Source organism: Pseudomonas sp. GL_091, from assembly GCF_057837725.1.
The window spans coordinates 3,819,157-3,831,482 of the sequence record NZ_CM174451.1; the positions used below are offsets into that span (position 1 = coordinate 3,819,157).

Consider the following 12,326-nt stretch of genomic DNA (forward strand, 5'->3'; position numbering starts at 1 on the left):
GACGATGAAAACAATCGCTTCCTGGCTGACGATTTCGCTTCTTGGTCTGGTGCTTGGCGGCTGTGCCGCAGTGGGCGCCGGGAGCGGAGGCGCTGGCGAGATGGAAATTCGCTCGGGGAAAATCGAGCAGATTACACAGACCCAGATGCAGACCAATCACGATAGCGGTGTCGGCGCCATAATGGGGGGTATTGGCGGTCTGGCCCTGGGAAGCCTGATCGGCCAGGGTACCGGCCGGGATGTGGCGATGGTCGCCGGTGCACTGGCTGGTGCGGCAGGCGGCAACTACGTCGAAAAGAAAAAATATGATCAGCCCGTGGACGCACAGCAGATCATCGTTCGCACCCACAGCGGTGTACTGGTTCAGGTGACCCAGCCGATCAACCCGGCGCTGAGAAAAGGCATGAACGTTTATGTCGAGGGTGCCGGAAACGAAGCGCGGGTGGTGCCACAAAGTTAGGGGCGGCGACTGCGAAGTGGCACAGGCGCGCAATCCTGACTCGGATGGCGCGCCACCATGGTTCATGGGTTATTTGAATACCGGTACGCTGACTGACCCGTTGGGCTTTTTCAGGTACTCACGCAAGCGAACGCCAATCTCGGCAATTTTCGCCTCTCCCGCACGTAAGGCTTGCGGGTTGGTGTGCACCGAATAGTTTCCCAGCGCCAGTTCGTAGGGATGAGGTGCGGCTGAACCGATCACGAAGACCGTATCTTTGTGCAGGGCTTTGAGCGTGACGGCGCCATTGCCTGGTTCGAAGATGGCCATTTCTCCTGCGTTGACCAGGCCAGGTGCGAAAAGAGCGCCCCGGCTGACACTCAACCACAATGACTCGTGCCCATTGGGTGGAACATAGGTCCAGGATTCCCCGGCGCGTAGCGTGACCAGCAGGTAATTCATGCCAGCGGGAGCACGCACCGGGCTCTGGACACCCTGGTACGTGCCGAGAATCAACCGCGCCGGCCCCACTTCAGGCATCACGCCCGACTCCAGGTACTGGCTGTCGACACTGGCGTTTTCCAACGCAGGTGGTAGTGCAACCCACAGTTGAAAACCCTGAATCCGCTTCGATGTACCGACCGACATTTCCTTGCCGTGCCAGACTCCGCCTCCCGCGCGCATCCATTCAACACCGCCATAGTCAATCATCCCGGTACCCGAATCAGCATCTTCGAAGCGCAAATTGCCTTCGGTAATGACCGTAACGGTGGCGATGCCCGAGTGCGGGTGCATGGGCATGCCGTTGATGAATGAGCTCTCACCTTCAAACAGATCCAGGAAAACGAACGGCTTGATCAGGTGGCCAAGGTCCGAAGGACTCATCAACCGGACAATAGCGCCATGCCCGCTGCCTGTGGTGCGATAGCCGATTGCGCGGTGAGTTCCGGTTTCGCGTGCAGAGCCGGGGTCCATCGCGATGTGAGGTGGTTGCATAAGGTTCATCATGATCACTCGAAGTGGGAAGCCTCGCGGCCCGATACCTCAAACAATAGAGCGGGACCGATTGCTTGATTAGTCGATACAATTGGATTGCACTCGTCCACCGACGCAAGGAATGACCGGCCATGCTCGACCTCAATGACATCGCCATGTTCGTGCAGGTAGTCCGCTGCGGCAGCTTTGCCGAGGCGGCACGACGCCTGGGCATGCCGCCCAATACCGTGAGTCGCCGCATCCAGCAGCTCGAAGCACACCTCGGCACTCGGCTGCTGCAACGCTCCACCCGCAAGCTCACACTCACCAGTGCTGGTCAGGACTTCCACGAGCGCTGCGCAGGTGCAGTCGACGGCCTGCTCGAAGCCGGACAGGCGTTGGTGACGGGCAGCAACGAGCCCAGTGGCCTGGTGCGTGTGGCGGCACCAGCGGATTTCTTCGATTTCTTCCAGATGGCGTGGGTGAGCGAATTTCTCGCTGCGCATCCCCGCGTGCGGCTCGACTTTGTACTCAGCGATGCGAAGGCAGACTTGATTGCAGAGCAGATCGACGTCGCTTTTCGCGGCGGCTCCTTGCGCGATTCCGGTTTTGTCGGCCGTCAGATCCTTGACCCGCGCAGCGTCGGAATGGTCGCAAGCCCCGCCTACATCGCCGCGCACGGCTCACCCCGCACGTTGCAGGACCTGGTGAACCACGATTGTGTGATCTCCGCGCAACCCGCCAGCCACGCCACATGGCGCTTGGTCGGTCCGACGGGTGAGGAGGAAGTACAAGTTGCCGGGCGCTTCAGTGGCAATACCGCACAGGCACTGCGCAGGGCCGCCGTGGCCGGCCTCGGCATCGCACTGCTGCCACCCGTGATGGCCTGGCTCGACGTTCAGGCCGGCGCGCTCGTCCCGGTATTGCCGCAATACCAGCCCAAAGGCTACGGCCTGAATGTGCTGTATCCGAGCCGCCGGCAACTGCCACTCGCGGTATCGGCGTTCATCGATTTGGTGATCCAGAAAATGAATGCGGTAGACGTACCGCCGGTGTATCAGTAATCGCGCCCATTGCTGTCAACCCATGGATCTATGCCTCCTGTGGACCTAAACTTGGAGTGCCTCGCCCTCCTCGCCGATTGTTGAACGGGTCCCATGACTGAGCATGCCAAGTACCATCACGTGTCCGAAGTACCAGGCCTGGTGCTGGGGTCCGCACGCTTTGTAGACACCGGTTTCGATCGCCATTACCACCTCGATTTCCACGTTGGTTTTGTCACCGAAGGCATCCAGCGCCATCGATCCAAAGGCGAGTCGTTTCTTTTAGGTCCGGGAAGGATTGCCCTGATGCCGCCGGGTGAAATCCACGATGGTGTGCCCGAGGGCGGCGACGCTTATACGCTCAAGACATTCCGTCTGTCCCAGGCGCTGGTCGCGAGCCTGACCGAGGAGATCAGCGGTCAACCGAGAGAGCTTGAGTTGACCGGTGTGTTGCTGGAAGACGTGGGGCTCGCCGCCAACCTGCGCGGGTTGCACGACGCGATGCAGCAGGTCGTTGGACCCGGCAGCCTGGCGGTGCAGACGCAATGGATCACCCTGCTTGAACACCTGTTGAGCCAGTCACGGGCGACCAGGCCCGAAACGATTACCGGCACGCTATCGCCCCTGCAATGGTCTCGCGTCAGGGACTATTGTTTCAGCCACATCGATCAGCGAATCACCCTCGATGATCTCGCTGGCCTGTGCGGGTTGGGCCGCTTCCCTTTCCTCAAGCAGTTCAAGCGGACCATCGGCATGACGCCGCACGCATGGCTGCTTCGCCTGCGTCTCGAACGGGCCTGTGGCCTGCTATCGCGCAGCGCGCAACCGATCATCGATGTCGCCCACGCCGTCGGCTTTTACGATCAAAGCCATTTCAATCGCGCCTTTCGACAGGCCTTCGGCGTCGCGCCCTCGCGCTACAGGACTTAGGCCGTCGGCCATCAAACGACCGTCAATTTTTTACAAGCGCAACAACCTTCCCTTTCCATAGGATGCGCCAATCCGGGCGAAACGCCTTCGCCTGCGCAGCCGAGAACTGGATGATGAACGGTGAAACAAGCAGACTGCCCGCGCTGGGTTTTTCAAGTGACAACATCGCTGGCGCATCGCCGGAGGTGGCACAAGCCATCGTCAAACACAGCACGGGCCAGGCGAGCCCCTATGGCACCGACGAGCTGACGGCGCAGGTCCAGCGCAAGTTCTGCGAGATCTTCGAGCGCGACGTGGAGGTCTTTCTCGTGCCCACCGGCACTGCCGCCAACGGCTTGTGCCTGAGCACGATGACGCCACCCTGGGGCAACATCTACTGCCATCCGGCCAGTCATATCAACAACGATGAATGCGGCGCGCCCGAGTTCTTTTCCAACGGCGCGAAGCTGATGACCGTCGACGGCCCGGCAGCCAAGCTGGATATCGTCCGACTGCGCGAGCGGACTCGCGAGAAAGTCGGCGACGTGCATACGACCCAACCCGCCTGCGTCAGCATCACCCAGGCCACTGAAGTCGGCAGCATCTACACCCTGGATGAAATCGCAGCCATTGGTGACGTCTGCAAGTCCTCTTCCCTTGGATTGCATATGGATGGGTCGCGCTTTGCCAACGCCCTGGTGTCGCTTGGCTGCTCCCCGGCCGAGATGACGTGGAAGGCCGGCGTGGATGCCCTGTCGTTTGGTGCCACCAAGAATGGCGCGCTGGCAGCGGAAGCCATCGTCCTGTTCAACACCTCCCTCGCCACCGAGATGAGTTACCGCCGCAAGCGTGCTGGCCATCTCTTTTCCAAGATGCGTTTCCTGTCGGCGCAGATCGATGCGTACCTGACCGACGATCTCTGGCTGCGCAATGCACGCAAGGCCAACGCTGCCGCCCAGCGCCTGGCCCAGGGACTTGAAGGCTTGAGCGGCGTTGACGTGCTCGGCGGCACCGAGGCGAATATCCTGTTCTGTCGGCTGGACTCGGCAATAATCGAAGCGCTGCTAAAGGCCGGGTTCGGGTTCTACCATGATCGCTGGGGACCGAATGTCGTACGCTTTGTCACCTCGTTCGCCACCACCGCCGAGGATGTCGATCACCTGTTGAGCCAGGTGAGGCGAGCTGTTGATCGGGTACAAGAATAACGGTCGCAACACAACACAGCGGCTGATGGGCGTCTCCAGTATCGACGCCCAACTCTACGGACAATCACTGGCAACCACTTACTTCGTGGTATCGAGGACAAGCCTGCCCCGTAAGTGACGGCCCATGCTTTTCTCGATTGCGACTTTCGCCTCGCTCAAGGGGTATGCCTCAACGTCGACCGTGAGGTGTCCCTTGTCGAACAGCTCGGCGATGAGTGAGAGCTGCCGGCCATCCGAGCGGGTGGCAAAGTTGGCGGGCGTCACGCCGTAGTCGTTGGCCCGCGACATGTTTGGAGCACTCACCGGCGATACCAGCACACCGTTTCTTTTCAGTACTGCAAACGAACGGGTTTGTGTTTCGCCACCCACCAGATCCAGTACCACATCGAGGCCGGACACCAGTTCCTCGAAATCCTGAGTCGTGTAGTCGATGGTGTAGTCCGCTCCGATTTCCTTCAGGTAGGCATGATGGTGTGCAGAGGCCGTTGCGTAGACTTCAGCGCCCAGGTACTTGGCAATCTGCACCGCCATGCTGCCCACGCCACCGGCCGCGGCGTGGATCAACACCTTCTGGCGACGTTGCACGCCAGCGTGCTCGGTCAGCGCCTGCCACGCCGTCAGGGCCGTTGCGGGGACAGCACCGGACTGCAAGGCACTGAGGGATTTTGGTTTGAGCGCCAGCTTGGACACCTGGGCAACCGCTTTGGTCGCATAACCACCGACGATGTTGATGAAGCCGAACACTTCATCACCGATGTTGAACTCAGTGACGCCCTTGCCCAGCGCGACGACGGTGCCGGCCACTTCGACGCCCGGGGTAAAAGGCAGCGGCAACGGAATGAATGCCTTCATGGCACCGGACAGGATTTTCCAGTCAATCGGATTCACCCCGGCTGCGGCGACATCAATCAGCACTTCACCAACACCCGCGACTGGGTCTGCAATCTCTTCCAGGCGTAAAACTTCAGGACTGCCGTATTCGTACACGCGTAGGGCTTTCATGGAGGTCTCGACTATTGAAAAAAGAGGGAGAAAATATTGCGCTGCGAGGGAGCTGGCCCTGCGCAGCGCGAGGGTATCAACGACGGCGGGCGTCGAGGCTGAAGCGACCGGCACCGAAAGCGACGACCTGCAACAGGCCACCGGCCATCGCGATGTTCTTGAAGAAGTGGATGAACTGGTTCTGATCGCCCAGTGCGTTATGGAACGCCAGTGCGGTGAACACGCTGAACACAGCCAGTACGGCGGCGACGGTGCGGGTGCGGTAACCGGCGATCAACGCCAGGCCACCGCCGATCTCTACAATGATCGCCACTGCCAGTGCCAATTGAGGAAGCGGAAGCCCGACAGAGCTGATGTAGCCGACCATCATGGCCGGAGCGGCGAGTTTCGAAAAACCGGAAAGGATGAAAATGGCGCTGAGCAGTACGCGGCCGATCAACGAGGCCGAGGCTTGGGTCACGTCGGAACGGCTCTGTTCAGAGGTGGTTGTTTGAGCGATGTTTGCAGAAGTCGTCATGGGGTATTTCCTTCAATTGGGTGCGATTCGACAGGAACCGCCCTGGTGAGGAAATGTTGCTCTTCGTCAGCTAACCTGAATAGCTGACTAATTTAGATCATTAGATTCGATAAATTAGAAAAGCAAACCCACATCACCGGTAAAGGAGTTCAATCGTGCAATTGGCCCAGCGACACCTGATTCAAGGAAACAGGCATGATCTCTGACCCCGGAACACCGACATTCGATCAGCTGCGCGTGTTCCTGACGGTCGTGGAAGTCGGCAGTTTTGCGGCGGCCGCCAGAAAACTTCATCGCGCCACTTCGGTCGTCAGCTACTCGATCGCCAACCTTGAAATGCAGCTCGGTGTGTCGCTGTTCGACCGCCAGACGACCCGCAAACCCCAACTCACCGATGCCGGCCGCACGGTGTTGGCCGAAGCCAGGACTATCGCCAACGGTGTTCATGGATTACGCGCCAAGGTCAAAGGCCTGCTTCAGGGGCTCGAAGCCGAAGTTCACGTGGTGCTCGATGTCATGCTGCCCCCCGAACGCGTGGTGGATGCACTGAAATCCTTTCGCGAAGAGTTCCCTACGGTTGCCCTGCACTTGCATATGGAAGCCCTCGGCGCGGTCACTGAACTGGTGGTCAACCGCGGCGCGATCATCGGCGTCAGTGGCCCCATGAACGAGGGCATCGACGGTATCGAAAGAATGGGTGTCGGCAGTGTCGAGTTGATTCCAGTGGCGGCCCCGAATCATCCTCTGGCATCAAGCGACTCGAATGTTCCGGGCGCCGGGCGAGAGTTCACGCAACTGGTGCTGTCCGATCGATCGGTCCTGACCAAGGACAAGGATTTCGCCGTGCTCAGTAACCGCACCTGGCGTCTGGCGGACCTGGGCGCCAAGCACATGCTGCTGCGTGAAGGCATCGGTTGGGGGAACATGCCAGCCCCGATGGTCCAGGAAGACCTGGAGAGCGGCCGACTCGTGCAACTGAACATTCCGGAATACAAGAGCGGCATTTACGCCTTCGACGTCATTTACCGCACGGACTTGCCACCGGGGCCGGCTGCGAGGTGGTTGATTGACCGCTTCGTTCAACAAAGCTCAGCACAGGAGACATCCGCTTGAACGCGTTACTTGCCGATTTTCTGCAACCTGAATGCCGCTCGAGCCGGCCGCGATGAAAGTCGGCGTCATCTCCGACACCCACGGTTTGCTCCGCCCCGAAGCGATTGCCGCCCTGCAAGGCTGTGATCGCATCCTTCACGCGGGCGACATCGGTTGCGCGCAGATCCTCGACCAATTGGCCGCAATCGCGCCGCTGGATGCAGTGCGTGGCAACAATGACCTGGACGTACCTTGGGCGCGCGAGTTACCCGATTGTCTGCGCCTGGAGCTCAACGGCTGGAGAGTTCTGCTGGTGCATGACATCGCTGATGTGGCGAGCAATCTTGATAGCCGTATCGACCTGGTGATCACCGGCCATTCGCACAAACCGTGCATTGAATGGCGCGCAGAACGGCTGTTCCTGAATCCGGGCAGCGCCGGACGCCGACGCTTCAAGCTGCCTGTCACGCTGGCATTGCTTGATCTGCATGCCCGGTCAATCGAACCACGGCTGGTGTCACTGCTCGACTGATTCGCCTGGCATGTGCCGCCCTCCCCGCGCTCGCCCGTTTCTGCACTATTCGGCTCGATATGTCCGCTGCGTCTGCCCGGCCGCAGTGGCATCTCGTGAGGCCCGTGTTCGAACCACACCGCCATGAACGAACCCGCCCTCGGCGGGCGCTGGTTCTGTCATCAATAGCCAAGGATCTGTCGTCAAATGAAAAGCGCCCCCGATGGGGGAGCTTTTAAATGGTAGTTCTGAAAAAGTCTCTGGCGATTGAACCGACGGTTGCGACTGTTGCGCCTGAGTCACGAGTTGCCTGGTACGCCAGGCAGGAGAATAACAATATGAAATTCGTGAAAAGTTTTCTGGCTGCTGTCCCCCTCATGGCGCTGGCCATCGATGCACAAGCCTATGTATCGAGTCAGGAAGCCGCCCGGCTGGGCACCAGCCTGACGTGGGTGGGTGCCGAAAAGGCCGGTAATGCCGATGGCTCCATTCCGCCCTACAGCGGTGGCCTGACCACTGCCCCCTCCAGTTTCAAGACCGGCGACAGCATGCGCCCTGATCCCTTTGCCCACGAAAAACCGCTGCTGGTGATCAACGGCAAGAACGTCGATTCGTACAAAGGTCTGCTGACCGCCACCACCGTGGCATTGGCCAGGCGCTACCCCGGCTTTCGCATCGACGTGTATCCGACCCACCGCACGGCATCGCTCCCGCAGGCGGTGCTGGACAACAGCCGCAGAAATGCTACTGCCGCCCGGTCCCTCAATGGCGGGATCGCCATCGACAATGTGATGCCCGGGGTGCCGTTCCCGATTCCGCAATCCGGCGCCGAAGCGATGTGGAACTTCCTGCTGCGCTACCAGGGCGTCAATATCCATTCCAAGTACGACTCCTGGAGCGTCGACACGGCGGGCGTACCGAGCCTGGCGGTCACCGGCGAGGCATTTGTCTCCTTCCCGATTTACGAGAACATGTCGAAGCCGATCAACAGCTCCGACATTTATTATCAGTTGAAACTGTCCTATACCGGACCTGCGCGCCGAGCCGGCGAGTCGATCATGCTCAAGAACGCCACTAACCCGGCGCAGTTTCCTGGCCGCGCCTGGCAGTACATGCCTGCCCAACGCCGCGTCAAACAGATTTCGATCCTGGCCTACGACACACCCAACCCCGGTACCGCCCGTGCACTCGAGTTGTACGACTGGACGCTGGTGGGCAAGCAGGAAATGATCGTGCCCTACAACACTTACAAACTGACCTACGCTCGCGAAGCCAAATCGCTGACCACCCCCAATTTCATTGCGCCGGACTTCGTACGCTGGGAAAAGCACCGGGTCTACGTCGTGGAGGGCAACCTCAAGCCCGGAGCAACGCACATCTACCAGAAGCGCCGCTTTTACCTGGATGAAGACACTTGGGCCGCGGTGGCCTCCGATCAGTACGACACCAGTGGCCAGCTGTACCGTGGCTCCTTCGCGTTCTTCAGCCAGAGCTATGACCAGCAGGTCCCGGACGCCACACCTTTCATGACGTACGACCTGTCGCGAGGCACCTACAACATCAATGGCGTGGTGGGCCCTCATGGCGGCATCCGCTACATCGAGCCGCTATCAACGGCGCAGTGGGTGCCAGAGTCCATGGCGGGTACCGGCATTCGCTAGGCCCCAGGTTCGATTCAGCGCCGCGAAGCGACTTCAGCTTGAATGAATTGTCAGGCCGCGTCCTCGCGGTACGTACCATCGGAATGTATAGCCCAATCAAAACTGTAGATTCCGGTGGTGCTGAAGCTAACAACTCAGCTTTCAGAGGATGTGATTGAGTCGTCACATGATTCAGTAGCCAGCATCAATCGGTCCGCCTTACTGATGTATTTTGACTTGCTTTTCGGTGCCAGTTTGGCACTAGCCTTCTTGGCGTTAGCCTTTAGTATCTGATTTATTTTTTTACGACGATTCATGTTTTTCTACTCGGTTTGTACGTTGTTGAATGATATCAGCTTGGAACATTGAACCAGACTCCTCTGGTGCGCACTCAGTGCATAACGCTGCAAACAGGCGTTGATCGCCCCTGGCACTGGCTTGGGTCTCAAGCGCCCGCGGGGTGACATCCGAACGCACGCCCCCACATGTGGGGAATCTCACTTTTTTGGGGGTGGATTCAGTGTCGGTTTTCGTCTGAAGGAGGCAGCTTGCAGCGCTGGAGGCCCGGGGCTGGTGGCCAGGCTTCCTTTACTCAAATGGCTTGATTATTGCTGATTCCACTCCATGAGTTTCTCGGTACCCAATTTACCAGGCACCCATGTAAAAACAGTGGGTTTTGGGAGATCAGTGCCATGTGGCATCACCCTTTGATGTTTTTGGTTATCTACCTGTTTTTCACCCTCGGCATCGGCTGGATGTGGTCCATTGCTGTCCTGTATTTGCTTTGATCCAATGGCGAAAGTGTCCCTGCAACCCATCACAAAACCAGGCGACAACCTTACTCGCCCCTGTTTCAGCTTTCTGGCCCAGCCACGTACCCACACACGCTCAACCGGCCCATGTACGCGGCGTGCAATGCCTTACGCAAGCTCAGTTCACACCGTACCAAGACGCTCGCCTGACCCGCCTGCGGATGTAACGAATCAGGCCACGGATGTTTACCTATAGAGCAGATCCTTATACGATGAAGTCCGCTTCTACTGCTCTCCATCAGGTCTGAGTCAGACATGGTTATTATGCATGACAAAGCGACTTAACAAATTGTGCTCTATCATCACGCAAGATTTTGCGCGAAAAACAAGCAAAAGCTGTATGCAGGTTAAATTATTTCCACAATTAAGTATTACAATATTGAGCACATGAACAATGAACAACCCTGATTTACTGGCCGAAAGCCCCAAAGCCTTCAGCATAGTTATAGTAAATTACAAAACACCAGAAATCACCAAGATATGCCTGGACTTATTGCACCAGCATTTTGGCAGCAACAGCGTCCCGGTATGGGTGGTTGACAACTATTCCGCCGATGAAAGCACTGAGTATTTACGAACGCTTGACTGGATCAATCTGATCGAGCGCTCTGTTTCTGAGCCAGAAGCAGGCCATATCGCGCATGGCAAAGCACTTGACCTGGTTCTGGAGCGAATTGATACCGATTATTTATTCTTGATGCATACTGATACATTTGTTTTCGATAAAAATGTTTTTCCGATGATGCTGAATAAATGCTTGAAAAACCCGAAAGTCGTGGCCGTCGGTTGTGTTGAGCAAATAAACCGTGGCGCCACGAGAACACTTTGGCGCTATAGCTCACGACTATTCAAACACCATTTCAGACGCCTGAAAATCTCCATGGGATTGCGTTCCAGAGAACCAAAACCGTACAAAGAAGTGTACTTGAAAAGCTTCTGTACATTGTGGAACTGCAAACTTGTCAAGCAGCACAATATGCATTTTTCGATGGATGATCGAGTGCCCGGCTATACTCTACAGGACCGCATGACCGAGCTTGGCTATGTCGTTGAGATGTTATCGCCGCGTAAAATTTTCAGTTATCTGGATCACATTCAGGCCGGCACTGTCGCAGCGGCTGGCGGCTATGATAAAACTCATAGACGAACCAAAATGTACAACAACATCCTTAAGCGCCTGAACAAGGATGACAGAAAAAAACCAAGCGACGAATAGACACAACGAGCAGTGCGTTCAACGCTGTTTTAAGTCACCCATAAGTCTTTATATCAAGTCATTGGAGCGGTAATGGCACCCATCACTCAAGCACTACCTATCACCCTGTCCCCGGAGCTTGATTTCGACCAAAATGCCGCCAGCGCCTTTGGTGCCTCGTTGACCGGTAGCTATGTTCAGGCTACGCCATTTCCGCACATAGTCATCGACAACTTCTTGCACGAAGACCTGATTGCGAGCATCTGCTCGCACTTCCCGGTCGAGCCAACCAACAACGAAATGCACTACGAGCGTGGCTATAAGGGTCAACTAAAACGTCAAATCAGCCCCAACGAATGCGACCCCTATTTGAAGACTGTTTTCAACGCCTTTAACTCGGCCCCCATGCTGCAGTTTCTTGAAAAGCTCACAGGCATCGAAGGTTTGATACCCGACCCCTACTTTACCGGTGGCGGCCTGCATGAAACGAAAAGCGGTGGTTTCCTGGGGGTACACTCGGACTTCAGGCTCAACAAAAAACTTAATGTTGAGCGCAGACTGAATATCATCATTTATCTGAATGAAGACTGGCAAGAGGAATACGGCGGCAACCTGGAACTTTGGGATGTCGGCATGAAGACCTGCCTTAAAAAAGTCCTGCCCATTTATAATCGCTGCGTCATTTTCAACACAGACAAGGACAGCAATCATGGGCACCCAGAGCCTTTGACGACTCCAGAGCACATCACCCGCAGGTCTATCGCGCTTTATTACTACACCGCGGGAACCCTGGCGATCGATCCGGCACAAAGAAACAAAACCCACTACAAACCAAGGCCCAAAGATCGTTTAAGCCTGAAGTACTACATTAATAAACTGATCAAGAAGAAAAACTGAACGGTATCGCCAGACGATCAAGTTCGTGCTTTTTAAAGCGTTAGCTTGCAAATCCGGATATGCCCCCACGCTCGGTTACAGCCATGTCA

13 protein-coding genes are annotated in these 12,326 nt (G+C 57.2%); 9 read left to right on the forward strand and 4 right to left on the reverse strand.

The genetic code is table 11. The annotated features are described in order from the left end of the window. The first annotated feature begins 4 nt into the window (after positions 1 to 4). Positions 5 to 460 (forward strand): glycine zipper 2TM domain-containing protein, encoded by a 456-nt coding sequence (locus tag AC3ITY_RS17415; RefSeq protein ID WP_489303955.1) that lies wholly within the window; start codon positions 5 to 7, stop codon positions 458 to 460. 69 nt (positions 461 to 529) lie between these two features. On the opposite strand, the gene AC3ITY_RS17420 is transcribed toward AC3ITY_RS17415, so the two are convergent. Then, entirely contained in the window at positions 530 to 1,435 is a 906-nt protein-coding gene (locus tag AC3ITY_RS17420; protein ID WP_489303957.1) for a pirin family protein, read from the reverse strand. Between the two features lie 131 nt (positions 1,436 to 1,566). Between AC3ITY_RS17420 and AC3ITY_RS17425 the strand changes: the two genes are divergently transcribed. From AC3ITY_RS17425 to AC3ITY_RS17435, 3 genes are all read left to right on the forward strand, one after another. Continuing rightward, entirely contained in the window at positions 1,567 to 2,478 is a 912-nt protein-coding gene (locus AC3ITY_RS17425; protein ID WP_489303959.1) for a LysR family transcriptional regulator, read from the forward strand. A 93-nt stretch (positions 2,479 to 2,571) separates the two neighbouring features. Continuing rightward, positions 2,572 to 3,387, forward strand: coding sequence for an AraC family transcriptional regulator (locus AC3ITY_RS17430; RefSeq protein WP_489303961.1), 816 nt, complete (start codon positions 2,572 to 2,574; stop codon positions 3,385 to 3,387). A 110-nt stretch (positions 3,388 to 3,497) separates the two neighbouring features. Next, the gene (locus AC3ITY_RS17435) at positions 3,498 to 4,571 is read left to right on the forward strand and encodes a threonine aldolase family protein (RefSeq protein ID WP_489303962.1); all 1,074 of its coding nucleotides are present in this window, start codon (positions 3,498 to 3,500) and stop codon (positions 4,569 to 4,571) included. Positions 4,572 to 4,649: 78 nt separating this feature from the next. Here the strand turns inward: AC3ITY_RS17435 and AC3ITY_RS17440 are convergent, their stop codons facing one another. Next, positions 4,650 to 5,573, reverse strand: a complete 924-nt coding sequence (locus AC3ITY_RS17440) for an NADP-dependent oxidoreductase (protein WP_489303964.1) — start codon at positions 5,571 to 5,573, stop codon at positions 4,650 to 4,652. Positions 5,574 to 5,649: 76 nt separating this feature from the next. Then, on the reverse strand, positions 5,650 to 6,090 hold the full coding sequence (locus AC3ITY_RS17445) for a DoxX family protein (protein ID WP_223446919.1): 441 nt from the start codon (positions 6,088 to 6,090) through the stop codon (positions 5,650 to 5,652). Positions 6,091 to 6,285: 195 nt separating this feature from the next. Between AC3ITY_RS17445 and AC3ITY_RS17450 the strand changes: the two genes are divergently transcribed. From AC3ITY_RS17450 to AC3ITY_RS17460, 3 genes are all read left to right on the forward strand, one after another. Next, positions 6,286 to 7,203 carry a LysR family transcriptional regulator gene (locus tag AC3ITY_RS17450; protein WP_489303966.1) on the forward strand — a complete coding sequence of 306 codons (918 nt, stop codon included), beginning with the start codon at positions 6,286 to 6,288 and terminating at the stop codon, positions 7,201 to 7,203. Positions 7,204 to 7,255: 52 nt separating this feature from the next. Beyond that, positions 7,256 to 7,714, forward strand: a complete 459-nt coding sequence (locus AC3ITY_RS17455) for a metallophosphoesterase family protein (RefSeq protein WP_489303968.1) — start codon at positions 7,256 to 7,258, stop codon at positions 7,712 to 7,714. 317 nt (positions 7,715 to 8,031) lie between these two features. Further along, entirely contained in the window at positions 8,032 to 9,354 is a 1,323-nt protein-coding gene (locus AC3ITY_RS17460) for a DUF1329 domain-containing protein (protein WP_489303970.1), read from the forward strand. Between the two features lie 134 nt (positions 9,355 to 9,488). Here AC3ITY_RS17460 and AC3ITY_RS17465 read toward each other — a convergent pair whose 3' ends face one another. Then, positions 9,489 to 9,650: a DUF2986 domain-containing protein gene (locus AC3ITY_RS17465; RefSeq protein ID WP_489303972.1), complete on the reverse strand. Its 162-nt coding sequence runs from the start codon at positions 9,648 to 9,650 to the stop codon at positions 9,489 to 9,491. A gap of 889 nt (positions 9,651 to 10,539) precedes the next feature. On the opposite strand from AC3ITY_RS17465, the gene AC3ITY_RS17470 reads away from it, so the two are divergent. Together AC3ITY_RS17470 and AC3ITY_RS17475 are read left to right on the forward strand one after the other, a co-directional pair. Beyond that, a complete protein-coding gene (locus AC3ITY_RS17470) occupies positions 10,540 to 11,361 on the forward strand; it encodes a glycosyltransferase (RefSeq protein ID WP_489303974.1) in 822 nt (273 codons plus the stop codon). 72 nt (positions 11,362 to 11,433) lie between these two features. Further along, positions 11,434 to 12,237: a 2OG-Fe(II) oxygenase gene (locus AC3ITY_RS17475; protein WP_489303976.1), complete on the forward strand. Its 804-nt coding sequence runs from the start codon at positions 11,434 to 11,436 to the stop codon at positions 12,235 to 12,237. Positions 12,238 to 12,326: the final 89 nt, after the last annotated feature.